Annotated in this window: 29 protein-coding genes; 20 read left to right on the top strand and 9 right to left on the bottom strand. The window is 46.7% G+C overall.

The window, feature by feature from the left end; all coding sequences use genetic code 11:
- Positions 1-250: 250 nt before the first annotated feature.
- Positions 251-691 (bottom strand): pentapeptide repeat-containing protein, encoded by a 441-nt coding sequence (locus QUB64_RS10710; RefSeq protein WP_333265432.1) that lies wholly within the window; start codon positions 689-691, stop codon positions 251-253.
- 528 nt (positions 692-1,219) lie between these two features.
- Here QUB64_RS10710 and QUB64_RS10715 point away from each other — a divergent pair.
- Positions 1,220-4,585 carry an EAL domain-containing protein gene (locus QUB64_RS10715; protein ID WP_333265430.1) on the top strand — a complete coding sequence of 1,122 codons (3,366 nt, stop codon included), beginning with the start codon at positions 1,220-1,222 and terminating at the stop codon, positions 4,583-4,585.
- Here the strand turns inward: QUB64_RS10715 and QUB64_RS10720 are convergent.
- Positions 4,492-4,725: a hypothetical protein gene (locus tag QUB64_RS10720; protein ID WP_333265428.1), complete on the bottom strand. Its 234-nt coding sequence runs from the start codon at positions 4,723-4,725 to the stop codon at positions 4,492-4,494. The genes QUB64_RS10715 and QUB64_RS10720 overlap by 94 nt on opposite strands.
- Entirely contained in the window at positions 4,722-4,943 is a 222-nt protein-coding gene (gene sipA / locus QUB64_RS10725; protein WP_333265426.1) for a regulatory protein SipA, read from the bottom strand. The genes QUB64_RS10720 and sipA overlap by 4 nt, the downstream gene beginning before the upstream one ends.
- Before the next feature lie 147 nt (positions 4,944-5,090).
- Between sipA and rbfA the strand changes: the two genes are divergently transcribed.
- From rbfA to QUB64_RS10740, 3 genes are all read left to right on the top strand, one after another.
- Positions 5,091-5,501: a 30S ribosome-binding factor RbfA gene (gene rbfA / locus QUB64_RS10730; protein ID WP_333265424.1), complete on the top strand. Its 411-nt coding sequence runs from the start codon at positions 5,091-5,093 to the stop codon at positions 5,499-5,501.
- 322 nt (positions 5,502-5,823) lie between these two features.
- Positions 5,824-7,470, top strand: a complete 1,647-nt coding sequence (locus QUB64_RS10735) for a glycoside hydrolase family 3 protein (protein ID WP_333265422.1) — start codon at positions 5,824-5,826, stop codon at positions 7,468-7,470.
- A 367-nt stretch (positions 7,471-7,837) separates the two neighbouring features.
- Complete coding sequence (locus QUB64_RS10740; protein WP_333265420.1) at positions 7,838-8,068, top strand: DUF4327 family protein; 231 nt, start codon at positions 7,838-7,840, stop codon at positions 8,066-8,068.
- A gap of 63 nt (positions 8,069-8,131) precedes the next feature.
- Here QUB64_RS10740 and QUB64_RS10745 read toward each other — a convergent pair whose 3' ends face one another.
- From QUB64_RS10745 to QUB64_RS10755, 3 genes are all read right to left on the bottom strand, one after another.
- Positions 8,132-8,542, bottom strand: coding sequence for a hypothetical protein (locus QUB64_RS10745; RefSeq protein ID WP_333265419.1), 411 nt, complete (start codon positions 8,540-8,542; stop codon positions 8,132-8,134).
- A gap of 395 nt (positions 8,543-8,937) precedes the next feature.
- The gene (locus tag QUB64_RS10750) at positions 8,938-10,071 is read right to left on the bottom strand and encodes an ABC transporter ATP-binding protein (RefSeq protein ID WP_333265933.1); all 1,134 of its coding nucleotides are present in this window, start codon (positions 10,069-10,071) and stop codon (positions 8,938-8,940) included.
- 115 nt (positions 10,072-10,186) lie between these two features.
- A complete protein-coding gene (locus QUB64_RS10755) occupies positions 10,187-10,756 on the bottom strand; it encodes an HD domain-containing protein (RefSeq protein ID WP_333265417.1) in 570 nt (189 codons plus the stop codon).
- Between the two features lie 182 nt (positions 10,757-10,938).
- Between QUB64_RS10755 and QUB64_RS10760 the strand changes: the two genes are divergently transcribed.
- The 4 genes from QUB64_RS10760 to QUB64_RS10775 all read left to right on the top strand — a co-directional run bounded on the left by QUB64_RS10760 (position 10,939) and on the right by QUB64_RS10775 (position 14,862).
- Complete coding sequence (locus QUB64_RS10760; protein WP_333265415.1) at positions 10,939-11,526, top strand: Uma2 family endonuclease; 588 nt, start codon at positions 10,939-10,941, stop codon at positions 11,524-11,526.
- Positions 11,527-11,567: 41 nt separating this feature from the next.
- A complete protein-coding gene (locus tag QUB64_RS10765) occupies positions 11,568-13,697 on the top strand; it encodes an FAD-dependent thymidylate synthase (RefSeq protein WP_333343177.1) in 2,130 nt (709 codons plus the stop codon).
- 122 nt (positions 13,698-13,819) lie between these two features.
- Positions 13,820-14,254, top strand: a complete 435-nt coding sequence (gene dut / locus QUB64_RS10770) for a dUTP diphosphatase (RefSeq protein ID WP_333265931.1) — start codon at positions 13,820-13,822, stop codon at positions 14,252-14,254.
- A gap of 38 nt (positions 14,255-14,292) precedes the next feature.
- Entirely contained in the window at positions 14,293-14,862 is a 570-nt protein-coding gene (locus QUB64_RS10775; protein ID WP_333265411.1) for a deoxycytidylate deaminase, read from the top strand.
- Between the two features lie 188 nt (positions 14,863-15,050).
- Here QUB64_RS10775 and QUB64_RS10780 read toward each other — a convergent pair whose 3' ends face one another.
- From QUB64_RS10780 to QUB64_RS10790, 3 genes are all read right to left on the bottom strand, one after another.
- A complete protein-coding gene (locus QUB64_RS10780) occupies positions 15,051-15,554 on the bottom strand; it encodes a salt stress protein, Slr1339 family (RefSeq protein ID WP_333265409.1) in 504 nt (167 codons plus the stop codon).
- Positions 15,555-15,628: 74 nt separating this feature from the next.
- On the bottom strand, positions 15,629-16,234 hold the full coding sequence (locus tag QUB64_RS10785) for a vWA domain-containing protein (protein ID WP_333265407.1): 606 nt from the start codon (positions 16,232-16,234) through the stop codon (positions 15,629-15,631).
- A 123-nt stretch (positions 16,235-16,357) separates the two neighbouring features.
- Complete coding sequence (locus QUB64_RS10790; protein ID WP_333265929.1) at positions 16,358-16,834, bottom strand: NAD(P)H-quinone oxidoreductase subunit N; 477 nt, start codon at positions 16,832-16,834, stop codon at positions 16,358-16,360.
- Positions 16,835-17,264: 430 nt separating this feature from the next.
- Here QUB64_RS10790 and rplC point away from each other — a divergent pair, with 430 nt between their 5' ends.
- The 12 genes from rplC to rplX all read left to right on the top strand — a co-directional run bounded on the left by rplC (position 17,265) and on the right by rplX (position 23,891).
- Entirely contained in the window at positions 17,265-17,900 is a 636-nt protein-coding gene (gene rplC, locus QUB64_RS10795; RefSeq protein WP_333265404.1) for a 50S ribosomal protein L3, read from the top strand.
- Between the two features lie 211 nt (positions 17,901-18,111).
- Complete coding sequence (rplD, locus tag QUB64_RS10800; RefSeq protein WP_333265402.1) at positions 18,112-18,744, top strand: 50S ribosomal protein L4; 633 nt, start codon at positions 18,112-18,114, stop codon at positions 18,742-18,744.
- Complete coding sequence (locus tag QUB64_RS10805) at positions 18,737-19,045, top strand: 50S ribosomal protein L23 (protein WP_333265400.1); 309 nt, start codon at positions 18,737-18,739, stop codon at positions 19,043-19,045. The genes rplD and QUB64_RS10805 overlap by 8 nt, the downstream gene beginning before the upstream one ends.
- A gap of 163 nt (positions 19,046-19,208) precedes the next feature.
- A complete protein-coding gene (gene rplB, locus QUB64_RS10810) occupies positions 19,209-20,072 on the top strand; it encodes a 50S ribosomal protein L2 (RefSeq protein ID WP_333265397.1) in 864 nt (287 codons plus the stop codon).
- Positions 20,073-20,207: 135 nt separating this feature from the next.
- Positions 20,208-20,489: a 30S ribosomal protein S19 gene (gene rpsS / locus QUB64_RS10815; RefSeq protein WP_265233170.1), complete on the top strand. Its 282-nt coding sequence runs from the start codon at positions 20,208-20,210 to the stop codon at positions 20,487-20,489.
- Positions 20,490-20,586: 97 nt separating this feature from the next.
- Entirely contained in the window at positions 20,587-20,946 is a 360-nt protein-coding gene (rplV, locus tag QUB64_RS10820) for a 50S ribosomal protein L22 (protein ID WP_333265394.1), read from the top strand.
- Positions 20,947-21,067: 121 nt separating this feature from the next.
- Entirely contained in the window at positions 21,068-21,796 is a 729-nt protein-coding gene (gene rpsC, locus QUB64_RS10825; protein WP_293133893.1) for a 30S ribosomal protein S3, read from the top strand.
- A gap of 110 nt (positions 21,797-21,906) precedes the next feature.
- Positions 21,907-22,326 (top strand): 50S ribosomal protein L16, encoded by a 420-nt coding sequence (gene rplP / locus QUB64_RS10830; protein ID WP_333265392.1) that lies wholly within the window; start codon positions 21,907-21,909, stop codon positions 22,324-22,326.
- A gap of 158 nt (positions 22,327-22,484) precedes the next feature.
- Positions 22,485-22,727 (top strand): 50S ribosomal protein L29, encoded by a 243-nt coding sequence (rpmC, locus tag QUB64_RS10835; protein ID WP_333265390.1) that lies wholly within the window; start codon positions 22,485-22,487, stop codon positions 22,725-22,727.
- A gap of 71 nt (positions 22,728-22,798) precedes the next feature.
- Entirely contained in the window at positions 22,799-23,047 is a 249-nt protein-coding gene (gene rpsQ / locus QUB64_RS10840; RefSeq protein ID WP_293336075.1) for a 30S ribosomal protein S17, read from the top strand.
- Between the two features lie 111 nt (positions 23,048-23,158).
- The gene (gene rplN / locus QUB64_RS10845) at positions 23,159-23,527 is read left to right on the top strand and encodes a 50S ribosomal protein L14 (RefSeq protein ID WP_193973611.1); all 369 of its coding nucleotides are present in this window, start codon (positions 23,159-23,161) and stop codon (positions 23,525-23,527) included.
- A 1-nt stretch (position 23,528) separates the two neighbouring features.
- Positions 23,529-23,891 (top strand): 50S ribosomal protein L24, encoded by a 363-nt coding sequence (gene rplX / locus QUB64_RS10850; RefSeq protein WP_293133876.1) that lies wholly within the window; start codon positions 23,529-23,531, stop codon positions 23,889-23,891.
- Positions 23,892-23,933 lie beyond the last annotated feature (42 nt).

Here is a 23,933-nt window from a genome sequence, read left to right on the forward strand (position 1 = left end):
CCAAAAAGACAGGACTGAAGTCCTCACTACGAACCTCAAAACAAGTTTGTAGTGAGGACTTCAGTCCGCCAAAAAGACAGGACTGAAGTCCTCACTACGAACCTCAAAACAAGTTTGTAGTGAGGACTTCAGTCCGCCAAAAAGATAGGACTGAAGTCCTCACTACGAACCTCAAAACTAAAAACCCGGTTTCTGGAGAGAAACCGGGTTTTTTAACTGAAAATGGGCGCTTTGCATTCTTTAAAAAAGTTTATTGGTCGTAGCTGCCACCGACACCAATTTGGGTATTGTAGATTTTCGCATTAGTGATGGTCATATCTTCCATTGATGCGCCGGATACGTCAGCAGTGTTGATGATGGCAGCCGTCAGATTTGCCCGATCGAGGTCTGCGTCATTTAAACTGGCATTAGTCAGGAAAACTGCGGTTAAGTTAGCACCCGTCAAGTTAGCGCCCGTCAAGTCAGCACCTTCGAGGTTAGCGCCATAGAGGTTTGCGCCTTGCAAATTTGCTTCTCTCAAATCTGCACCAATTAAATGAGCCCCGGTCAAATTGGCTCCCGACAAGTCGCACTGAAAACATAGCCCAGTTGACAGTAACTGTTTGACGTGAGCGGGATTTGCAGCGTTAGCCGGCCCGGCCAACAGTAGCGGAGTAACTAAAAGAGTAGCTGCTAATAGATGGCGTTTCATAATCCCTTTTCCTCAGCAAACTGGGTGTTTAAGTTCTTGTCTTTATATCTACAATCTTACCACGGTGGTTTTCGCAAGTTGCGATCGAATTCACAGACCGGCTGTGACATCGATTCCTCTCGACAACCCACAGATGGTCTCCCAAACTTCGCAAAACTTAATATTACAAAACTTAACAGTGCCGAACTTAATACCGTGTCTTTTCGCCGTCACCTTTTCTCGGTTAGCTAGGACAGCCAACAGCAGTCTATTTCTTTAGATAGATATGATTAGGGATGGATGATGTTATGGGTTGATGCGATCGCCAACAGTTCCCAACAAATACATATTTTTTAATAAAACTGTCACTCGACAGAATTTTTACACTTAAAATCAAGATACAGTTATAACTTTATAGGTAGAGGGAGAGCCGTCACCGGCCAGATCCCCAACCAAAGATCGGGGTGCATTTTTAACAATAAATTTTAATTATGTCTCAGCAGCGCTGTAAAAATCCACATATTCCTGGGAAAGCAGCGCTTTTTAGGAATGTCGCAGAGTCAACGCGATCGCAAAAATCAATTAAATATGATAAAAAACGATTCCTCCAAGTATCTGCCAACTTTAGATCAAGTAATTGACCGCTCCCCCTTGACAGTTGCGCCAGATACCCCATTAGCAGAAGTAATTACCCTGATGGGCCAACGGCGTGAAAGTTGCTCTCTCAACGTAGAAATTCCACCAACCGATATCTACCAGCAACTAACAGAAATCGCAAATCCCCCTACCTCAAGCGCCCTCAGAGATGCGAGAGGTATCTGCGTCTTTGTCGTCGAAAAATCCCTGGAAACATCCGACTCGCAATCTGCTCAAAATTGTCAATTGCAAGGAATCTTCACCGAGAGGGATCTGGTCGATTTGATTGCATCGGGCAAAAAATTAAATAATGTCACCATCGCAGAAGTCATGCGGCAGCCTGCGGCAACTCTGACTAAAGGTGAAGATCGAGACATTTTCAGCGCCCTAATTCTGCTGAGCCAACAAAGAATTCACCACCTGCCAATATTGGATAATCGCGGTCAACTCCTAGGAGTAATTACGCCGGAAAGCATTCGCCAAGCCATGGTACAACCGGCAAATATCTTAAAAATGCGCAGCGTGAAAGAAGTAATGACCGCACAAGTCATTCAAGCACCTGTCACCGCGTCAGTTATCAGTTTAGCTGAGTTGATGGCGCAGCACCGCGTTAGCTGCGTGGTAATTACAGCATCAACAGAATTATCGATGAATTTGCCGTTCCCAATTCCCGTAGGTATCGTCACAGAACGGGATATTGTGGAATTTCAAGCTTTAGAGATAGATTTGTCGCAGACGATCGCCCAAACTGTGATGAGTACCCCCTTATTTAGTCTCAAGCCAGAAGACTCGCTGTGGGTAGCTCATCAGGAAATGCAGCAGCGTTTAGTCCGCAGGTTGGTAGTAACGGCAGAACGCGGAGAACTGCTGGGAATAGTTACTCAAACCAGCTTGCTGCGCGTACTTGACCCGATGGAAATGTCCGGGGCGATCGATATTTTGCACGCAAACGTCCAAGAACAGACTAGGGAATTGCAAAAAGCGATCGCCTCGCTCAGCTTGACTAACGCCCGACTGGAAAGGGAAATCGCTACCCGCCATTCTGCCGAGGTGCGGCTGCAACTGTTAGAATCTGCCGTAGTTAACGCTAACGATGCGATCGTAATTATGGATGCGGGACACAGCGATATCTCCGATCCCGGCATCATCTACGTCAACGAAGCTTTTACCCAAATGACCGGTTATCGCCCCGAAGAAATTATCGGCCAAACACCGAGTTGTCTGCGCGGGCCCGACAGCGACGGCGCTCAAGTTGCCAAAATTCGCCGCGCTTTCTCTCGCCGAACACCGCTGCGCTTGGAATTGATTAATTACCGCAAAGACGGTTCAACTTATTGGGTGGAACTCAACAGCGTACCTGTTGCTGACGAGTTGGGGAACGTCACGCACTGGGTGTCTGTGCAGCGAAATATTAGCGATCGCAAGCGCATGGAACAAGCATTTTTTAAGGAAAAAGAACTCGCTCACGTTACTCTACAATCGATCGGCGATGCCGTAATCGCTACTGACAGCGACGGCTACATTTCTACCCTCAATCCAGTTGCCGAAAAACTCACGGGTTGGTCAACCTCGGAAGCTAAAGGTTTGCCCCTCGCCAGCGTGTTGAGAATAGTTGACGAAACTACTCGGATGCCGATCGAAAATATCGCCCAAATTGCTTTGTACGAAGGTCGGATTGTTGACCAAGGACACAACAGTTTGCTGATGGCGCGCCACAACCGCGAATTTGCGATCGACCATTGCGTCGCCCCCATCCACGCCAGCAACGGCACAATTGTCGGGGCCGTCGTTGTATTTCGAGATGTCACCCAAGTGCGAACTCAAGCGCGACAACTCACCTGGCAGGCAACTCACGACCCCCTGACACAATTGGTCAACCGCCACGAATTTGAGTACCAGCTAGAACACGCCCTGCACAGTTCTCAAGGTTACGGTCAAGAACACGTGATGCTTTACCTAGATCTCGATCGCTTCAAAATAGTTAACGACACGAACGGTCACGTTGCAGGCGACGAACTGCTGCGCCAAGTCAGCCAGCTACTTAAAAGCAATATCCGCAAAACAGATATTTTGGCTCGCCTGGGCGGCGATGAGTTTGCTGTACTCCTGTACAATTGTCCGCCACAACAGGGCTTAGATGTTGCAGAATTGCTGCTGCAAAGCATTCAGGGATTCCGGTTCGGGTGGCAGGATAAAACTTTTTCGATCGGCGTCAGTATCGGTTTGGTGGCAATTAATCCCACAACAGTATCGACATCTGCGGTGTTGAGCGCGGCAGATCTTGCCTGCTATGCTGCTAAAAATAAAGGCCGCAATCGGGTGCAGGTTTATCAAGCGGGCGATCGGGAATTAATCAAACAGCACGGCGAAACCCAGTGGGTGGTGCAAATCAATCAAGCTTTAGAAGAGAATCGCTTTCGCTTGTACTCTCAGCCGATCGTACATTTGCTCAATTCTCCCACCACCGGCACCCACTGCGAAATCCTCCTCCGCCTCCAGCTTCAGACCGGTCAGTTGGTGTCACCGATGGCATTTATTCCGGCCGCGGAACGCTACAACTTGATGCACGCGATCGATCGCTGGGTAATTCGCACTTTATTTAGCAATTTATCTAAAATTTTTACGGCAAATCTATTAGTCCAAAACCCCGGGGCAGACAGCGATAAAATAGTTACCTTGCCTGCTTGCTGCCCCTTGTCTAATTCACAATCCTCATTTGACAAATATCCCAGCCTTTATGCAATCAACCTTTCTGGGGACAGCCTTAATGAAGAAAAGTTAATCGAGTTTATTCAAGAGCAGTTTTCCATCCATCAAATACCGCCGGAAATAATTTGTTTTGAAATTACCGAAACCGTGGCGATCGCTAATCTCAGCAAAGCAGCCAGCTTGATTTTGCAACTCAAGGAACTCGGCTGCCAGTTTGCCTTGGACGACTTCGGCAGCGGGATGTCTTCCTTTGCTTACCTGAAAAATTTGCCTGTTGACTATCTCAAAATTGATGGCAATTTTATTAAGAATATTGCCGATCATCCTATTGATATTGTAATGGTGGAAGCTATTACCAAAATTGCTCGCGCCATGGGAATTCAAACTATTGCCGAGTATGTAGAAAGTCAAGCAGTTATGGATAAACTCAAGGAACTTGGGGTAGATTACGCTCAAGGTTATTATTTGGGAAAGCCTCAACCTTGTAACTTCTGCTCTCCTATTTTAGAGGAAGTTTTGGGGGAATTTTCGGTTGATTCTTTGGGTTTTGAGGCAAAGATAGCTTCTTGAGGAAGGAAGACGGGAGAGGGAGAGAGGGAGAGAGGGGGAGAGGGAGAATTGCCCAATGCCCAATGCCCCATGCCCCATGCCCAATGCCCCATGCCCCATGCCCCATGCCCCATGCCCCATGCCCAATTCCCAACTGTCAACTGTCAACAGCTTCAATGTACTGACTGTCTAACAAAAAAGCACCTTTTTCAAAGCGAATGCCCCAATAATTGCCGGGACGCCGATCGATCACAACACCCTGGGCCCCGATCGCAATTACATTCGCAGGCCGCAGCATCGGCATCGGTTCGGCAGTTTTCACGAAAGGTGGCATCGCCACAACTCGGACTTTTTGACCAATGGTAAATTCTTTATCCATAGTTTTTATGTTGTGATTGGCGATCGTGGCACGGCTAGGCTATCCAAAATTCATTGTGGCGCACTTTGGCAGCACTCCCCCCTACAGCTTTGTGCCAAACTAAGAATTGATAGAAAATGGCTGATCTAAAAGTAGGGGATAGTTTCTATGGCTACAAGTCGTCGCATTGAGCGTGTAGCTTCAATGATTAAACGGGAAGTCAGCCTGATGTTGCTGAATGGAATCAAGGATGATCGTGTAGGTGCGGGTATGGTTAGCGTTACCGAGGTGATTGTTTCGGGAGACCTTCAGCATACAAAAATTTTTGTCAGCATCTACGGTAATGATGAGGCGAAGGCGGAGACTATGGAGGGTTTGAAATCTGCAACTAGCTATGTCCGCAACCAGTTGGGCCAACGGATACAACTGCGCCGGACGCCGGAAGTCATATTTCTCGAAGATCGTTCTTTGGAACGGGGCGATAAAATGCTGATCTTGCTGAACCAGCTTTCTGCCGATCGCAAACCAGATATTCTAGATGGGGACGAAGAATTGGCTGACGACGAAAGTCTAGATTGAAGTCCGATGGAAGTCGGAAGAAGGAAGAAGGAAGAATTCCCGATTACCCCTCATCGTGTCAACTTAAGTTCAAACGTAGTCCGAGACTGCTATCTGACGATTCGGCCCAGATCCCCCCTAACCCCCCTTAAAAAGGGGGGGACAGGAAAGGCTAAAAGTCAACCCCTACTCCCCTTTTTAAGGGGGATTTAGGGGGATCTAGACTTCGATATAAACCAGAGAGACAAAAAAATTCAGACTTAAGTTGACACCAATTGCCAATTCCCAATGCCCAATTCCCAATGCCCAATTCCCAATGCCCAATTCCCAATTCTAAAATCTAATGATTGACAATCTTTCCTTACCAGAACTGGTAGCCCAGATGTTTGTAGTGCGCGCTTCAGGCTACTTGTTCGACCACCAAATTCGCTATCGGGCCTGGGAACCAACGGCCGACAGACTCCGCTATTATCTGGAAAATTTGGGCGTGGGTGGGGTGATTTTGGTGGGGGGAAGTGCTGCGGAATTGGCGGTGCGATCGCACCAATTGCAGTCTTGGGCTAAGTTTCCGCTGCTGTTGGCTGCGGATATTGAGGAAGGTGTCGGCCAGCGGTTCGCCGGGGCGACTTGGTTCGGGCCGCCGATGGCTATTGCTGAAATTGCGCGGCACGATGCGGGTAAAGCCGATCGCTATGCGGAACAAATGGGCGCTGTGACTGCGATCGAAGCTAGGGCGATCGGTCTCAATTGGATTCTCGCACCAGTGGTCGATGTTAACAACAATCCTGACAATCCGGTGATTAACGTCCGCGCTTTTGGCGAGACACCGGAAATTGTCGGAAAATTAGCCGCTGCTTTTATTCGCGGCGCAGGCGAGCACCCGGTTTTGACTACAGCTAAGCATTTTCCCGGCCACGGAGATACGGCGGTTGATTCTCACTTGGAATTGCCGGTTTTGCCGCATTCGCCAGGGAGATTGGCCGAGGTTGAGTTACCTCCTTTTGTAGGGGCGATCGCCAGTGGGGTCGATGCTGTGATGAGTGCTCACTTGCTGATTCCGGCTTGGGATGACCAGTTTCCGGCTACTCTTTCTCGCAAAATTTTGATTGGGAAGCTGCGAGAAGAGTTGGGATTTGAGGGTTTGATCGTAACGGATGCTTTGGTGATGGGTGCGATCGCCAATAAGTACGGCGCGAACGAGGCTGCTGTTTTGGCCGCTGAGGCTGGTGCTGATGTTTTGCTGATGCCGCTTGACCCGGAAGGGGCGATTCTGGCTGTCTGCGAAGCTGTCACTCAAGGGCGACTCTATATATCACAAATCAAGGAATCTGTCAAGCGAATTTGGCAAGCGAAAATTAAGGTGGGTTTGTCGATCGAGCAAACAGCGACAAATCCCAAATTCGACCCTCCGCAGCCCCCCCTGAGCAAAGGGGGGAGTTCCAGCGACTTAATTTTGCTGGCAACCACAGAGGCAAGGGCAACGGCTGCCGATATTTTGCGAGATTCTTTGAAATTTGGGGGAAATCTGCCTTTAGTGGCTCCACAGCCCTCAGAGAACCAGCTTTTGCGGAATTTGATTGTGGTGGACGATGTTTTGGGGTGCGAGTTTTTGGGGAAACACACTCCGGCGATCGCCCTTCCCGAACAGTTTGGTTACGAATTGCAACTAATTGACGATCGGACAGGCGTTTTGAGTCATAATGCAAACGCCGATAGTTTTTCTCCGACACTGCTGCAAATTTTCATTCGCGGCAATTGCTTCCGAGGCAGTGCTGGCTTGACGCAAGCAGCTCAAGATTGGTTTAATAAATTATTAAGGACTGGAGAACTGCAAGCTGTGTTAATTTACGGAAGTCCCTACGTTTTAGAGCAATTCTTGCCGCAGTTGCCTCCGAGTATTCCTTATGTATTTTGTTTCGGGCAGATGCCTGCCGCGCAATCTCTCGCTCTAGAGTTGCTGTTCGGCATTGACAAAACGGGCAATGCTTGAGTTTTCGCCCCCTCGCTAATCTTTGCTTGGGTGCTGCGTCAGGACTTAAATTCATCAACCCGGTTTCTCGCCAAAAATTTGGCAGCTCGCGGCCAAGCATCCATGCAGAAACCGGGAATCTGGCGCGGGTTCCTAAGTCCTGAATCAAGCTTTACAGCAGATCCGCCTGTAAGGTGGGAACGTCTGTCGCGTCTCAAAATCCCCTGACAGATCCGATCGCTTACCGAGTCTTCCGATAACTTTTTAAAATTTATCGGAAAAAAGTATCGCAGTATACTGAAAAAAAATTAACTTACAGATTCGTAAGTTTGGATTATATTATTAACAGGGCCATAAATTTTTTTTAGTAAAACCTTGAGGGCGCATTATGATTCAGTCAACTATCAAAATCCAATACTCTTTAGATGTCATCCAGGATGAAGCCCGCCACCTCGTGCACGAGGGCGTTCTCAGCCGACAACAGCCAATCTACACGCTGTGTCAGTTCATCCCGCCCCGAGAATGGGCTTGCGTCGAAGGAGAACTCGAAAAATGCGACTTCTTGCTGCGCGATCGCATCGCCGACCTGATCGGTACTGAAAACTGGGACAACGACTAAAGTTTGGTTCTCTTCAATAAGTTTGCAACTAAACTCCGACTGCGTTAAGGGATGCTTGATTCTTTAATCCTGGGAATTTTCGGCGCGCAAATTTTCCAACTCTGCTCTCAGCGCTGCCATCTGTGCAGTTAATTCTTGAATCTCTAGCTTTACATCAGGCTGTACAACCGACTCGGGAGGTGTGTCAGTTGCTGTATCCGATTGCTTTGGCGATCCGGATTCGTCGCTGCGTGCATTCTCCCGATCGCCCGGCCCTGAGAAAATAGTATCGACAAAATTCCGGGCTTCTCGATCGGTCATTTCTCCTTTTTCGAGCAACTCATCCGCGAGAAGGCCCAAATCTGGCTGTCTGAGTTTATCCAGATTTTCTTCTCGCTTGGTTGGATCTTGCAATGTCTCAAGTAAAAAGGAAGTTGCACCTAAAGTTAGGTGAAATCCTGTTTGCAGCATTTGAGGCAGGTTGTCTGGATTCATCTAAAAATGCCGCTAGAACGTTTTCGGAGTTTTTGGTTCGCCCGTTGCTTCCAAGGCTGCGGGTTTGCCACTTCTCTAGGGAAGACGCGCAGTTGTCGGTCGCGATCGCCCCCTGTCAGTAAAAATACGCCTTTGGGAGGATGCTTTTTTTTTTCAATAAACTCATTGTATCATTACTGCGTAAATTGAGAAACGTCAAGTGTAAAGTTTTGTGACTAGAAATACAAACCTCCCCACTCAACAAGTCAGTCATCAGGACTGACGCATGGGGGCGAGAAACCCGGTTTGTGGGCAAAATTTGGGTCTGGGAACCAGAAATCTAGTCAGAAACCGGGTTTCACCAGGTCGCGAGTGCCTCCAATACTATATATTCAAAATTTGAGGTTGAATCGAGTTTAGGGGTACAGCGCCTCACCGGTGGATGGGTCAAATATAAATAGTCGATCGAAGTCAAGCTGTACCGTCAGCCGATCGCCCGGACGCAAGCGAACACTCGCCGGTACTTGTAACTGTACAGTAGTTTCAGCACTCAACGCAGGTAAACTCGCCCGAATTAAAATTTCTCGCCCCAAAGGTTCCACCACTTTTACCTCTACATCGAGAGGAACTTTTTCTAACGCCCAAAAATCTTTTTTTAAATCATCGTCTGCTGCTGTTTGTGGCGTAAAGATTTCTATATTTTCGGGACGAATTCCCAAATCAAATGCTTGTCCTTCTCTCGCCTGCAATCTTTTTTGAATCGAAGGCGGACAGCCTAAAGATTGACTTCCCACCTGAAAAGATTCGTTAGCATAAATTGCAGGTAAAATATTCATAGCGGGATTGCCTAAAAATGTGGCAACCATCCGGTTAGCAGGTTTAGCATAAATGCTTTGCGGGTCTCCGATTTGCTGAATCTTCCCCCCATTTAAGACTACAATCTTATCAGCTAAAGTCATCGCTTCCACTTGGTCGTGGGTGACATAAACTGTGGTAATTCCCAGCCGTTGGTGCAGTTGTTTTAGTTCGGCCCTTGTGTCGTCTCGCAGTTGGGCGTCGAGGTTGGAAAGCGGTTCATCTAACAGGAAAACTTTCGGCTCGCGGGCGATCGCCCTTCCGAGTGCTACGCGCTGCTGCTGTCCGCCTGATAGCTGTTTGGGCTTGCGATTGAGGAGATGGTCGATCGACAGCGATCGGGCTACAGTTTCGACTCGTGCTTGAATTTTACTCGGATCGACATTCCGCATCCGCAATCCAAAAGCCAAGTTTTCGGCGACAGTCATGTGCGGGTAAAGCGCATAATTTTGAAATACCATTGCGACATCGCGCTGTCTCGCCGGAATGTTGTTAACTAAATTATCTCCAATATAAAGATTGCCAGAAGTTGCAGTCTCCAAACCTGCAATTGTCCGCATAATTGTAGACTTTCCGCAGCCGGAAGGCCCGACTAATACCCAAAATTCCCCATCCGGTATTTTGAAACTGATGTTTTCAATCGCGGTGACATTTTGGTAGCGTCTGGTAATATTTTCTAAGCGAACATTTGCCATTTTTTGACTGTAAGGGGGCATCGGGCATCGGGCATCGGGCATCGGGCATCGGGCATCGGGCATCGGGAATATTGTGTTTAATCCTTTGTGTATGACAACTGATAACTGTCAACTGTCAACTGTCAGAAAACTGTTCCAATTCTAAAAATGTGCGGTCTAATTCTTCAACTAGAGGCGTTAATTCAGCTTGGCGGAATGCTTGTACTAGAGAACGATAGTACCAGAGAGAACCGTCTTTGCCACCTGTGAAGCGTTCCCACACTGAGTCACCCACTTGACGGGAATCTTTGAGGATCGATCGCACATTATAAAGTTTATCAGCCGCCGAGACCAATCTGACGGAGTGGGAAGCTTGAGGAATGCGATCGATATAAGCTTGTTTGCGATCGCGCCAAGGCGGTTTCGGCGTCGCGTCGCTGTCGGTACAGCCATCTACAATCGCTGTCACAGTATCGCCAAAGCGTTGGCGGATGGCTTCGCGGGTGGTAGCGCCGCCCCGATCTTCGATCGCATCGTGAAGCAAAGCTGCGATCGCCTCATCTTCATTTGCCCCATATTCCAAAGCTATACTAGCAGTACCCAACAAATGAGCGATATACGGAACGCCGGAACCCTTGCGGATTTGAGTTGCGTGCAATTCGGCGGCATAGGTGAGGGCTTCAGAAAAACGATTTGAGAGTATCATTGTTAGTCCTGGACGAATGAGTGTTCAGAAACCGGGTTTTTTTACGAAAATACTTAGTTCAAGCCCACAGATTCGGTAAAAAACCCGGTTTCTTTAGCCTAATCCGTAAGTCTTGATTGTAATTGAGAGTCGAGCGAGTAAAAGTATTGATTTGAATATTTGAGTAAAGCGAGGTAATAACGATGACCGCTACTTTAATCTTACCAGAAACATCTAAAAAATTACCAGAAAAACTGGAACAAACACAACCCAAAAATGTTATATCTTTAGAAGAATTTCTGGTCAATCCGCCGGAGAGAATGGAGTGGGTTGACGGTAACTTAGTGGATAAAACAGGCATGACATTTAAACACGGTTTAGCTCAAGCTAAATTAGCCCGTTACTGGGGAATTCACAAAGACTCCAGCGGACAGGGAGGAGAAGTTGTTACCGAAACACTTTGCCGAACTGCTAAGCAAGGCCGCCGTCCCGATGTCGCTTACATTACTCCCGAACTCCTACCACCATCAGGCAATTTTACATCATTTCCCCAAAGTTTTCCCCTAATTGCCGAAGTTGCTTCACCCGAAGACAGCGCCGAGGAATTATTTGCGAAAGCTCAGGAATATTTGGAGTCAGGCTGTCAGGAAGTCTGGCTGCTTTTTCCAGAAGCAAGATTAGTATTTGTGAATGCAAGTCAAGGCTGGCGTTTGTTTAATGCCAATGAAGTTGTTAACACTCAAACCATACTTGCAGGCTTTAGCATCCCAGTCGGAGAATTATTAGTATAAAAATAACTTGCCATAAATGCTCTTGTATGAAACAATCTAGAATGTTGCAATATCAAACTAGAGTTGGCATCAAAAATAAAAATCTCATGGACAGATTCAGAGTAGAAGTTATTTCTCAAACACCCAATCCGCAGCAAGTAATTTATGCTGCACTCCATCAAGACTATACTGAGAATTTCGTATTTGACGAGCGGGACTCGTGGCCCTCAGAGGCAGAATGTGGCGAAATAATTGTCAAGCGTCTCCTGGCGGGCGATCGGGGACATTACGGCCCATTAGAGCATCCTCAAATTATTTTTAATTGCGGCTATTTTCCTCACAGTGTCATGCAGCAGGCGAGAACTCATCGTGTAGGAGTATCATTTGATGTTCAATGTCTTGCTGCTGATAGCTTAATCACTTTTGTTGATTGCAATGGAAATGCTGGCAATAAAAAATTGAGCAAAACAATAGGAGAACTGTATGAACTTTGGACTAATGGGGAAAAAGCAATTTGTTCTCGGTGTATTCGAGGTCGAAATGGTGAGCCACCAGGCGAATATCGTCGTGACTGTAAACAAAGAATCCGTAAAATGCGCTTACGAGTTTTAAATGAACAAACCGGCTTATTTGAAGTCGGTCATATCAAAGATGTAATGTGCAGCGGTATTCAGCCAGTTTATAAGGTAACATTGGAAGACGGTAAGACTTTAGAATGTACCGTAAATCACCGTTTATTTACCCCAGACGGTTGGCAAACAATGAAAGATGCAGTTGGATTAATAACCAAAGCAGATGGAAATGTGGTTCGCATCAACCCAAATTCCCATGTTATGTGTAATGGCGTGTCGGTAACAGATGATAAGCTTTACACAGACAAGTCGTGGCTTGAAACTCAAATCGCGCAAGGATTGACCATCAAAGAAATCGCTGACTTATCTAACTGTTCTCCCAATACAGTTAAAGCATGGAATAACAAATATGGGCTGGTTTCAGCCTATTATGATGGGCGATTCCCTGAAGGTCATAAGCCCTGGAATTATGACCCTAACGCTCTCTATCGCGACAAAACTTGGTTGATCGATCAACTTGAGAAAGGATTACACGTTGATGAAATGGCAACTTTAGCTAACTGCTCAATTGAGGTGGTTAAAAAATGGGTCTATGCTTATCGACTCTCTCTAAATAAGCGAAAACATGGTGGCAATGAACCTTGGAATAAAGATAAAGGAGGTGATCAACTTAATCTTTCTGAAGACAGTCGCCAAAAAAGAATTGAAAATGCAAAACTTCACACACAAAGAGGTGCTGAGTCTCATTTTTGGAAAGGTGGCACTTCTAGCGAGCGACAATTGATTGGTGCTTGGACACGGCAAATTGCACCTCAAGTTCACAAAAAGTTTGATTATGTTTGCCAAAAATGTGCGGTGAGAGGTAATAGTCTTCACGCTCATCACTTAATACCAGTTTTCGCAAATCAATCTCTTGCTTATGATTTTGATAATTTAGTGACTTTGTGTAAAGAATGTCACGAATACATCCATCAAAAGAATTTAGAGATGGAATTTTACAAAGCTTATTCGCCAATCTTAGAGCCTCAAGATTGGCAAGTTAAGCCAAAGCCCAAGGCGAGAAAATTGCAGTCTCATCCCGTAAAAGTCAAGAGTGTTGAATATATTGGTCAACAAATGACTTACGATTTAGAAGTGGATGGTCAATGGCATAATTTTGTTGCCAATGGCTTAGTAGTACATAATTCTCTGCGCTACACAGGCAATCAATTTCTTGATGCCGCTGTCGGTAAAAAAGATATCGAAGATATTTTTTATCTGCGTCCAGTAGATTATTATACCGATCGGGAAGGCAAAAAATATTACTATTCTCCTGAACAAAGAGCAAAAGATTTAGAATGGTGTCTAGAAGCTGCTCAACGCTATAAAATTGACTTCGATGGTGGTATGTCCGAGGAACACGCCAGAGGAAAATTACCCTTTGATTATCGCCAGCATTTTGTAGTTAGTTTCAATTTAAGGTCTTTTCTGCATTTTTCTGATTTAAGAAACAAGAAAAATGCTCAACTTGAAATTCAAAAACTCTGCGAATTGATGTGGCCTCATTTTGAAAGTTGGGCTCCCGATATTGCTAAGTGGTACACAATTACTCGTCTGGGAAAAGCCAGACTAGCCCCGTAAGATAATTGCCTTTTCGGGCTAATTGCGACCAACAACAAAATACCAATAAACCAGACTTATTGAATAAGTTTGGTTTCTCACAAAAAATCACTTTGACGAGAATCAAGCAAACAGCAAGCAAGATGAAATTAAAAATTCTGCAACTCCATGAATCAGCAATAATTCCCAAATACGCCCATGAATCTGATGCTGGATTAGACTTGTTTTCTATAGATGAAGTAGAAATCAATGTTGGAGAAAGCCAGTTAATTCATACAGGCATATCCATAGAATTACCAGAAAAAACAGAGGCGCAAATTCGTCCCAGAAGCGGTTTAGCTCTCAAGCACCAAATCACTGTACTCAATTCACCAGGAACAATAGATGAAGGCTATCGAGGCGAAATCAAAGTAATCTTAATTAATCACGGTAAAACTTCTTTTCAAGTGACAAAAGGCATGAAAATCGCTCAAATGGTGATCGCGCCAGTAATTCGCGTTGAAATTGAAGAAGTGAAAATGCTAAGTTCCAGCTCTAGGGGAGATAATGGATTTGGCTCAACAGGTATCTCGCAATAAATTCTTTGTCCCAATACAGTTCTAATTCTAGATTTTCAATGGATAATACACCAGACAATTACGAACCCCCTCACAGACCAAATTGGGACGAATACTTTTTAATGTTGGCAAAGTTGGCTGCGACTCGATCGACTTGTCTGGCTTTTCCCGTGGGCGCGGTAATCACTAAAAACAGGCAAGTTTTAGCTACGGGTTACAACGGTTCGCCCTCAGGTTCGGTGCACTGTACGGCTCAAGGCTTCTGCTATCCCGGTTTGAGCAGTTGCGACGCTAGCAAAACTTTGCCGTCGCGGGCGGTGCACGCTGAAGCAAATGCGATCGCCACTGCGGCCAAACACGGCATATCTACCGCTGGAGCTAGCATTTACGTGACTTTAGAACCCTGCATTTATTGTTTGAAATTAATCATTTCCGCCGGCATTCGCGAAGTATTTTATGAAACTGTTTTTAACAGCGGAGAAAAGGCGGCGTTGAGAGATTCTTTTATTGCCGACGGTATTGTTGAGTTCAAACAAATTAAGCTATCTGAAACTACAGCAAACAAAGCAGCTTCATTTCTGCTGAATCCTACATCTGTACCAAAAGACGATCGACCATTTGGTTCGTAGTGAGGACTTTAGTCCGCAAAAATCAGGACTAAAGTCCTCACTACAAACCTTCTATCTTTGGTTCGTAGTGAGGACTGTAGTCCGCAGGAATTAGGACTAAAGTCCTCACTACAAACCTTCTATCTTTGGTTCGTAGTGAGGACTTCAGTCCGCAGAAATTAGGACTAAAGTCCTCACTACGAACCTTTTCAATCAAACTCATTCACAGCTTGCAAATAGTCGATCGCCGCATCTATCCTCGAACTATACTTAAAAGCAAACTGATCGAACCAATATCTCTCATCGGAATTTTTATCTAAATTTTTCAGCCAAACTTGAGCTTGCCTAACTTTCTGCCTGTGCGTTTGTACGTCTGACTCAGACTGCACAATTTTTTCTGAGGGTTGTGCTGCTAGTGCAGTGACTTCCGGAGCTTTATTTTCTGCTTCGTGCAGAGGCTTAAGCGGTTCCTGTGCAGCCACTTCTCGAGCTTTATTTTGTGCTGCGTATTCAGCCTTAATTTCAGCTAAATCTTTGTCAAGATTACCAGGATACTTTACATCTGCTGTTTTAAGTGTTTGATTTGACGGCGCTGCTGCTGGTTGGGAAGGCTGTTGTGCTTCCAGCGGCGATTGACTTGCTACCTCGCGATTTTTTTGAGATGCTTGATATTCTGCCCTAAGTTCAGCTAACAGGCGATCGATCGATTCCATAACTTAAACCCCACTAAAAAAATGCTGCTGGGCCAACTGGCATAAATATAATCGCGCGAACATTACCCGCTTCCTCAATCTGTGATTGCATTCAGCAATACTTCCGTCAGAGTCATTTCTTCCAGATCATCCATCGTCACAGTATCAACGATATCGAATTTAGCCCCGGCACTTTGCAGTTCATCATCCAATATCTTGAGAAACTTAGTAGCTTCCGGCGCCTTCCCTACTTGAATGAAAGAAATCGCCAGCTCTTCATCTCGATCGAGCTTTCGCGACGCCTCTATAATCGTTTTCATCACTTCTTTGCGATCGTCCGGTTCGCCGTCCGTCACCACTAATATGGTTTCGCCATTTGGCTTTGTCTTACCGGATGCTTTGCGCTGAAAATAATTGTTGAGAGAATCTAGCAGCACCGCAGCCAAATTTGTAGTCCCCAAAGGTTCGTTTTCTTGGAAGATTTGCACTACTTTAGCTGATGTTACATTCTCGTAGCGTTTGAAGCGACCATAAAAAACGTAAACTGTGATGCCGTCTGGGTCAAGTTCTTCGCATTTGTTCGCCTGGGCGACAGTCGATTCTTGCATCAGCGCCCACCGACTTTTTCCGCCCATCTGGTCTTTCGTGTACATACTGCCACTTTTGTCAATGATGATTGTATAATCGCGGTTCTGAAGCATAAAATTTTTCCTGTTAATTAAGTTTTTTTTGCAAAAAAAGATATAAACCCAGCGAGCAGAAGCTGTTGAGCCTGAGTTGCTCGCTGCGTTTTTCAGTTGATTTGCGATCGCAAATACCGGAATTTAAGCTGCAACTAAAGCATCTTTAAGCGGCTTCCAGCTAAAAGCTCGATCGCCACCCATCTCTACTGCTATTTTAACTCGCGGTTCTAACGTCGGCAAAACAGTCAAATACTCAACTTCCTGACTCGACAAAACCTGCCCTTCAATAATCCAAAGCACCAGTCCTTTTGATTTCGGCGGCAAATTATCTAATTGAGTTTGCAACATCGGAGGTACGTAGTAGGTGTAACCCACAGCCCCTTCATTACCAGTAGTTTTCTTGCCCAAATGCGGCGGTCGCACCCCGTGAACTCCCGTCAAATACATCGCCAAATCGCCCAAACCCCGCGCCGTAATCGTGTACGCACCGTAGCCCGCAGCCCGCAGCCGTCGCAGGTAACGGCCCTCAAATCCTCCCTCTAAAGGAACGTACAGGGCTAGCGACCCCGACTTTTCCAAATCCCGAATCATATCCGCACCAGTTGTAATCAGTCCCATAAATTTGTCTAGCCTGCTGTTTAAAATTTGGTCGATCGCCCGTTGCGAGCTTAAAGTATTATAAATGCTAAAGCTGAGGCGAAAAGTTATCAAATAGGCCTTGACAAATAGCAAACACTTCATGTACTATTGTGAACTGGCGCTGTAAAGGATACTGAGTAGCTTGCTATCCAAGTCCTAGCCCAAATAAGCAAGACCGAAATCAAACTCGGAGATCGAACAGGTAAAAAACCTAGAATCTCAACCCTTGCAAGACTTCCACAAGCTCGCTCCCAAATTTAAAACTCAAATTTTAAACACCGAGGAAGGCTGTTGGTTGATAACAGTTAATTGCAGGAACACTGAAATAAATGTTTCTGCACAAGAGCAAGCGGATTGACGTAAACTTCGCAATCCGAAACCTCTTGCGTAAATAAAAGGAAAAAAATCCGTGTCTGTAGGCATTCTTGGCACTAAACTAGGCATGACTCAAGTGTTTGACGCCGAAGGGAGAGCAATCCCCGTCACCGTCATACAAGCAGGGCCTTGTACAGTAACGCAAATTAAAACAAAACAAACTGATGGCTACACTGCCATTCAGATTGGATACAGCGAAGTCAAACCAAAGGCTCTCAACAAGCCAGAATTGGGACACCTTGCCAAGTCGGGGGCGAATCCATTGCGCCACTTGCACGAATACCGCTTGGAAGATACCAGTTCCTTTGAATTAGGCCAACAAGTAAAAGCAGATACTTTTACACCGGGACAAATCGTAGATGTGATCGGTACCAGCATCGGTAAAGGTTTTGCAGGCTTTCAAAAGCGCCACAACTTCAAACGCGGCCCCATGTCTCACGGTTCTAAGAATCACCGCGAACCTGGATCGATCGGGCCTGGAACCACTCCCGGCCGCGTCTATCCCGGTAAAAGAATGGCCGGACGCATGGGCAACGTTCAAGTTACCGTCCGCAAACTGACAATTGTCCGGGTGGATGCAGAGCAGAATTTGTTGCTAATTAAGGGAGCAGTTCCCGGCAAAGCTGGCGCCTTAGTCAATGTTGTGCCTGAGAAAAAAGTAGGACGTTAGTCAGTAGTCAGCCGTCAGCAGTCATTAGTCCTTAGTCATTAGTCCTCAGTCATTAGTTGGCGGTAAGCAGCCAGCAATAACTAAGAACTCAAAGCAGAAAACTCAAAGCAGAAAACTAAGAGCTAATAAAAGACAACAGACAACAGCTCACTAAAAACAGACAACAGCTCACTAAAAACAGACAACAGATAACAGACAAAGGACAAAAGAAATGGTTAACTGTGTAGTGCGAAATTGGCAAGGCGAAGAAGTTGGAGAAACAACTTTAGAGCTTCGCGTAGCCAAAGAAGAAAATGCGTCTCACGTCGTTCACAGAGCGCTGAGACGGCAAATGGTAAACGCCCGTCAAGGGAATGCTTGCACCAAAACTCGATCGGAAGTTAGAGGCGGCGGCCGCAAACCCTGGCGTCAAAAAGGCACAGGTCGAGCTAGAGCAGGTTCGATCCGTTCTCCGCTGTGGCGTGGTGGCGGTGTCATCTTCGGGCCGAAACCGAGAGACTTTGAAGTCAAAATGAACAAAAAGGAACGCCGTCTTGCTTTGCGGACAGCATTCCAAAGTCGCACCGATGACATCATTGTGGTTGAAGAATTTGCAGAGCAATTTCCGAGACCGAAAAGCAAAGAACTGCTGAGTGCGATCGCCCGTTGGGGTATCGAATCCAATAAAAAAGTTCTGTTAATCTTGCCAGAACCGCAACTCAACGTTTACCTGTCAGGACGCAACATCGAATTAGTCAACGTCATCTTGGCAACTTCTCTGAATGTTTACGACGTTCTCGCGGCTGACAAAATTATCGTCACCTCTACAGCCATAGCAAAAATTCAGGAGATTTACGGTGAGTAAAATCGAAAAGCGCGACTACGCAGATTTGATCCAGCGTCCGATTCTCACCGAGAAAGCTACCCGAATGATGGAATTAAATCAATTCACATTTGACGTAGCACCAAAAGCGACCAAGCCTCAAATCAAAGCTGCAATCGAAGAACTATTTAAGGTCAAAGTCATTGGCGTCAACACCCAAAACCCGCCGCGCAAAAAGCGCCGAGTTGGTAAATTCGTCGGCTTTAAACCTTGTTACAAGCGAGCAACAGTAACTCTGCTAGACGGAGACTCCATCCGCAAACTCCTATTCCCAGAAGTTTAGCCAATCTTGGATTTGAGATTTGAGATTTGAGATTTGAGATTGCGGTTAGCTGGTGCAAATTCCCCTCCAGGAAACTGACAAGTTAACTGATAATCCCAAATCTAAAATCCCAAACTGCAAAGTCCAAAATCCCAAGTCTAAAATCTAAAATCTCAAAGCGATTATGGGCATCCGTTATTACCGACCTTATACCTCCAGCACCCGGGAACAAACAGTCTCGGACTTTGCTGAAATTACCAAGTCAGAGCCTGAAAAGTCTCTAACTAGCAACAAGCACACCAAACAAGGCCGCAACAACCGAGGCGTCATTACCTGTCGCCACCGGGGAGGCGGTCACAAACGGCTTTATAGAACGATCGACTTCCGCCGCGACAAACACAGCATTCCTGCTACTGTCAAGGCGATCGAATATGACCCCAACCGCAACGCCCGCATCGCCCTCCTGTTCTACAAAGACGGCGAAAAACGGTACATCCTGCACCCGCTCAACTTAAACGTCGGTACAGTAATTGTCTCAGGCCCAGACGCGCCGATCGAAATCGGCAACGCCCTACCCCTGAAGAACATTCCCCTCGGTACCAGCATCCACAACGTCGAGCTAGTACCTGGAAAAGGCGGACAAATCGTCCGTTCCGCAGGCTCCAGCGCTCAGTTAATGGCAAAAGAAGGTACCTACGTCACCCTCAAACTGCCATCCGGCGAACAGCGCAAAGTCCGCGCCGACTGCTACGCTACGATCGGTCAAGTTGGCAACACAGACGCCAGAAACATCAGCCTCGGTAAAGCAGGCCGTACCCGCTGGAAAGGTCGCAGACCAACCGTTCGCGGTAGTGTAATGAACCCGGTAGACCACCCACACGGCGGTGGCGAAGGCAGAGCGCCCATCGGGCGTCCGGGGCCTATGACTCCTTGGGGCAAACCAGCATTGGGTGCCAAAACTCGAAGCAAAAACAAGCGCAGCGACGCTTTAATCGTCCGGCGCCGTCGCAAATCTTCCAAGCGTGGCAAGGGCGGCAGACAAAGTTAGTCATCAGTCAGCAGTCATCAGTCCTTTGTTGTTAAATGCTAACTAATGACGAATGACTGCTGTTCGCGAGCTATATGAGCTCGCACTAATGACTAATAACTAATGACGAATGACTTCTGACTAACTAAAAAAACCATGTCTCGATCGTTAAAAAAAGGCCCGTTTGTCGCAGATCATCTGATGACAAAGATTGAAAAACTCAACGCCGCAGGCCAAAAACAAGTAATTAAAACTTGGTCGCGCTCTTCCACAATCCTGCCTCAAATGGTAGGTCACACGATCGCAGTTCACAACGGCAAACAGCACGTTCCCGTCTACCTAACCGACCAAATGGTAGGTCACAAACTCGGAGAATTCTCCCCCACTCGCACCTTTAGAGGTCACGCGAAAAGTGGTGATAAAAAGGCCAAAAGATAGCCTAATTAGGTGACAGGTAATAGGTAATCGGAAAAACTTTTTACCAATTACCAATTACCTTTTTCCCAATTACCATTTACCAATTACCCAAATCGAAATGGCTATAGATACCACAACCGAAATTAAGGCGATCGCCCGTTACATCCGGACATCGCCCTTCAAAGTGCGCCGAGTCCTCGACCAAATTCGCGGCAAAAGCTACCAAGAAGCGCTGATTTTACTCGAATTCATGCCCTACCGCGCCTGCGAACCAATTGTCAAAGTTTTGCGATCGGCAGTAGCCAACGCCGAACACAACGCAGGATTAGACAAAGCCAAGCTCGTAGTATCTCAAGCTTACGCAGACCAAGGCCCAGTCCTCAAACGCTTTAGACCCCGCGCTCAAGGTCGCGCCTACCAAATCCGCAAGCCAACTTGCCACATTACCGTAATAGTTGCTCCGATCGCAGAAGACTAAACCACGGAAAACGGAAAAACGTAATAGGTAACAAACAGCTTAAAGTTGAAAAAAAACGGTAATCACCAATTACCAGTTACCAGTTACCAATTACCAATTACCAATTAACTCCTCAACTTTTATGGGCCAAAAAATACATCCAATTGGTTTTCGTCTCGGCATTACCCAAGAGCACCGCTCTCGCTGGTTTGCTGACCCGAAAAACTATCCAGAACTCTTGCAAGAAGACTTCAAAATTCGCAAGTACGTCCGCAAAACCCTCAGCAATGCTGGTATTTCCTCGGTCAGAATTGAGCGCAAAGCCGATCAAATCGACCTAGAAGTCTTCACCGCCAGACCAGGCGTTGTCGTAGGCCGTGGCGGAGCAGGTATCGAAACTTTGCGCGTCGGTTTGCAGCAGCAACTTGGCAACAACCGCCAAATTCGCATCAACGTCGTTGAAGTTCAGCGCGTAGACGCCGATGCCACACTGATCGCAGAATATATTGCCCAGCAACTAGAACGGCGCGTATCCTTCCGCCGAGTAGTTCGCCAAGCAATTACCCGCGCCCAAAAAGTCGGCATCCAAGGCATCAAAATTCAAGTCAGCGGACGCCTCAACGGCGCAGAAATCGCCCGTACCGAATGGACGCGCGAAGGGCGAGTCCCCTTGCACACCCTGCGGGCCGACATCGACTATTCCTACTGCACCGCTCAAACCATCTACGGTATTCTCGGGATTAAAGTTTGGGTTTTCAAAGGCGAAATTATTCCTGGACAGGAACAAGAAGCTGCACCAAATGCAGCAGTGCCCCGCACCAAACAAAAGCGCCGTCGTCAGAACTTTGAAGATCGATCGAACGAAGGCTAGCTAATTGTTAACTGTTAGTTGTCACTTGTTAATTGTCAGTTAAAACCAATTAGCAATTAGCAATTAACAATTACCAATTACCAATTACCCAATTCCCAACTCCCAAAGCCATGTTAAGCCCTAAAAGAACAAAATTCCGCAAACAACAGCGCGGGCGAATGAGCGGTGTTTCCACCCGCGGCAACACAGTTAGCTTTGGCGAATTCGCGCTCCAAGCCGTCGAACCAGCCTGGATCACTTCTCGCCAAATAGAAGCCGGACGGCGCGCCATGACCCGCTATATCCGCCGGGGCGGCAAAATCTGGATTCGCATTTTTCCCGACAAACCAGTTACCCAGCGCGCAGCAGAAACCCGGATGGGTTCCGGTAAAGGCGCACCTGAGTTTTGGGTTGCCGTCGTTAAACCCGGCCGGGTAATGTTTGAAATTGGCGGTGTTACCGAAGAAATTGCCCGCGAAGCAATGCGTTTGGCATCTTTTAAATTACCAATTAAAACCAAGTTCATCAGCCGCGAAGAAAGCCCGTCATAGTGGCGATCGAAGGTAGAATTAGGTCGGCATCCGTCAGAAATTTAAACGGCTACAGCAATTTAAAGTCTGGCACATACAACTTTTCTTTCCTTCGGTCTTCAGCATCAGAGAGAATTCTGTCTTCACTAGACCGATCGCTAACGATAAAGCACACAATTATGTCTTTGACCAAGATTAAAGAAGCTAGAGAATTAAGCGATGCAGCAGTAGCAGAGCAAATTTTAGCCGTCAAGCGCCAACTAATGGACTTGCGGCTCCTGCAAGCTACCGGCCGCATGGAAAAGCCTCACCTGTTCAAGCACGCCAAACACCGGCTGGCTCAATTAATGACAGTTGAACGCGAGCGCCAAATCGCTGCTGAAGCAGCCCTCAAGTCTGCTCCCACCGCAGTCAGCGAGTAGTGAGCAGCAGCCGAGCCGAGGTTCGCACAGCAGTTCAAAAAAACTCAATTGCACAACAACAATAGGTAGGTATGGCAGTTAAAGAACGAGTTGGCGTAGTAGTCAGCGACAAAATGGACAAAACCGTCGTGGTAGCGATCGAAAACCGCTCCTCCCACACCAAATACGGCAAAATCGTAGTCCGCACCAAGCGCTACAAAGCTCACGACGAAGAAAATAAGTGCAAATCGGGCGATCGCGTCCGCATCACTGAAACTCGCCCCCTGAGCAAAACCAAACGCTGGACGGTTGCTGAGATTTTCGGTGCAAAAAATGGCTAACAGTTAACTTCTAATTGCTCGATCGCGCGATCTGCTTTCTCGATCGGCCATTTATTAGCAATTAGCAAGCGAGCAGTTAGCAAGCATCAAATTACCTTTTCCCCAATCACCATGATTCAACCCCAGACATACCTCAATGTCGCCGACAATAGCGGAGCCCGCAAGCTCATGTGCATCCGCGTATTGGGAGGCGGCAACCGCCGCTACGGCGGAGTCGGCGATGTCATCATTGCCGTCGTCAAAGACGCCATCCCCAATATGGCCGTCAAAAAATCCGATGTCGTCAGAGCCGTCATTGTCAGAACCCGCAAAGCCCTGCGTCGCGACAGCGGCATGAGCATTCGTTTTGACGACAATGCAGCCGTGATCATCAATCCAGAAGGCAACCCCAAAGGCACTCGCGTTTTCGGCCCAGTAGCCCGCGAACTCCGCGACAAAAACTTTACTAAAATCGTTTCCTTAGCCCCAGAGGTACTTTAAAATGTACGGAAAAAAGGGTAAACCAACTAGCGAACCGCAGCGCCACAGAATGCACGTCAAAGCAGGCGACACCGTGCAAATAATTACTGGCAAAGAGAAAGGAAAAGTCGGAGAAATCTTAAAGACATATCCCAAAGTCAGCAAAGTAATTGTTAAAGGCGTAAATATCCGAACCAAGCACGTCAAACCCCAACAAGAAGGGGAATCCGGAAAAATCGTCACCTTTGAGGCTCCCATTCACAGCTCAAATGTCATGCACTATTCCGAAAAAGAGAAAATCGCCAGCCGCGTCTGCTATACATTTAGTGAAGACGGCCGCAAACTGCGACAGCTCAAAAAAACCGGAGAAATCCTCGATAATTAGTCATTAGTCATCAGTCATCAGTCATTAGTCATTAGTCCTTAA

Source organism: Microcoleus sp. Aus8_D2, from assembly GCF_036702665.1.
Taxonomy (GTDB): domain Bacteria; phylum Cyanobacteriota; class Cyanobacteriia; order Cyanobacteriales; family Microcoleaceae; genus Microcoleus.

What these genes read in the sequence shown, in the direction of transcription:
- rpmC (WP_333265390.1), top strand. Translation starts at nt 22,485, where the DNA reads ATGTCTTTGACCAAGATTAAAGAAGCTAGAGAATTAAGCGATGCAGCA.
- rpsQ (WP_293336075.1), top strand. Translation starts at nt 22,799, where the DNA reads ATGGCAGTTAAAGAACGAGTTGGCGTAGTAGTCAGCGACAAAATGGAC.
- rplN (WP_193973611.1), top strand. Translation starts at nt 23,159, where the DNA reads ATGATTCAACCCCAGACATACCTCAATGTCGCCGACAATAGCGGAGCC.
- QUB64_RS10750 (WP_333265933.1), bottom strand. Translation starts at nt 10,071, where the DNA reads ATGGCAAATGTTCGCTTAGAAAATATTACCAGACGCTACCAAAATGTC.
- QUB64_RS10780 (WP_333265409.1), bottom strand. Translation starts at nt 15,554, where the DNA reads ATGGAATCGATCGATCGCCTGTTAGCTGAACTTAGGGCAGAATATCAA.
- rplP (WP_333265392.1), top strand. Translation starts at nt 21,907, where the DNA reads ATGTTAAGCCCTAAAAGAACAAAATTCCGCAAACAACAGCGCGGGCGA.
- dut (WP_333265931.1), top strand. Translation starts at nt 13,820, where the DNA reads ATGAAATTAAAAATTCTGCAACTCCATGAATCAGCAATAATTCCCAAA.
- rplV (WP_333265394.1), top strand. Translation starts at nt 20,587, where the DNA reads ATGGCTATAGATACCACAACCGAAATTAAGGCGATCGCCCGTTACATC.
- QUB64_RS10760 (WP_333265415.1), top strand. Translation starts at nt 10,939, where the DNA reads ATGACCGCTACTTTAATCTTACCAGAAACATCTAAAAAATTACCAGAA.
- rpsS (WP_265233170.1), top strand. Translation starts at nt 20,208, where the DNA reads ATGTCTCGATCGTTAAAAAAAGGCCCGTTTGTCGCAGATCATCTGATG.
- QUB64_RS10740 (WP_333265420.1), top strand. Translation starts at nt 7,838, where the DNA reads ATGATTCAGTCAACTATCAAAATCCAATACTCTTTAGATGTCATCCAG.
- rplB (WP_333265397.1), top strand. Translation starts at nt 19,209, where the DNA reads ATGGGCATCCGTTATTACCGACCTTATACCTCCAGCACCCGGGAACAA.
- rplX (WP_293133876.1), top strand. Translation starts at nt 23,529, where the DNA reads ATGTACGGAAAAAAGGGTAAACCAACTAGCGAACCGCAGCGCCACAGA.
- QUB64_RS10710 (WP_333265432.1), bottom strand. Translation starts at nt 691, where the DNA reads ATGAAACGCCATCTATTAGCAGCTACTCTTTTAGTTACTCCGCTACTG.
- QUB64_RS10775 (WP_333265411.1), top strand. Translation starts at nt 14,293, where the DNA reads ATGGATAATACACCAGACAATTACGAACCCCCTCACAGACCAAATTGG.
- QUB64_RS10755 (WP_333265417.1), bottom strand. Translation starts at nt 10,756, where the DNA reads ATGATACTCTCAAATCGTTTTTCTGAAGCCCTCACCTATGCCGCCGAA.
- QUB64_RS10715 (WP_333265430.1), top strand. Translation starts at nt 1,220, where the DNA reads ATGTCGCAGAGTCAACGCGATCGCAAAAATCAATTAAATATGATAAAA.
- QUB64_RS10785 (WP_333265407.1), bottom strand. Translation starts at nt 16,234, where the DNA reads ATGCTTCAGAACCGCGATTATACAATCATCATTGACAAAAGTGGCAGT.
- QUB64_RS10765 (WP_333343177.1), top strand. Translation starts at nt 11,568, where the DNA reads ATGTTGCAATATCAAACTAGAGTTGGCATCAAAAATAAAAATCTCATG.
- sipA (WP_333265426.1), bottom strand. Translation starts at nt 4,943, where the DNA reads ATGGATAAAGAATTTACCATTGGTCAAAAAGTCCGAGTTGTGGCGATG.
- rpsC (WP_293133893.1), top strand. Translation starts at nt 21,068, where the DNA reads ATGGGCCAAAAAATACATCCAATTGGTTTTCGTCTCGGCATTACCCAA.
- QUB64_RS10745 (WP_333265419.1), bottom strand. Translation starts at nt 8,542, where the DNA reads ATGAATCCAGACAACCTGCCTCAAATGCTGCAAACAGGATTTCACCTA.
- QUB64_RS10735 (WP_333265422.1), top strand. Translation starts at nt 5,824, where the DNA reads ATGATTGACAATCTTTCCTTACCAGAACTGGTAGCCCAGATGTTTGTA.
- QUB64_RS10790 (WP_333265929.1), bottom strand. Translation starts at nt 16,834, where the DNA reads ATGGGACTGATTACAACTGGTGCGGATATGATTCGGGATTTGGAAAAG.
- rbfA (WP_333265424.1), top strand. Translation starts at nt 5,091, where the DNA reads ATGGCTACAAGTCGTCGCATTGAGCGTGTAGCTTCAATGATTAAACGG.
- rplD (WP_333265402.1), top strand. Translation starts at nt 18,112, where the DNA reads ATGGTTAACTGTGTAGTGCGAAATTGGCAAGGCGAAGAAGTTGGAGAA.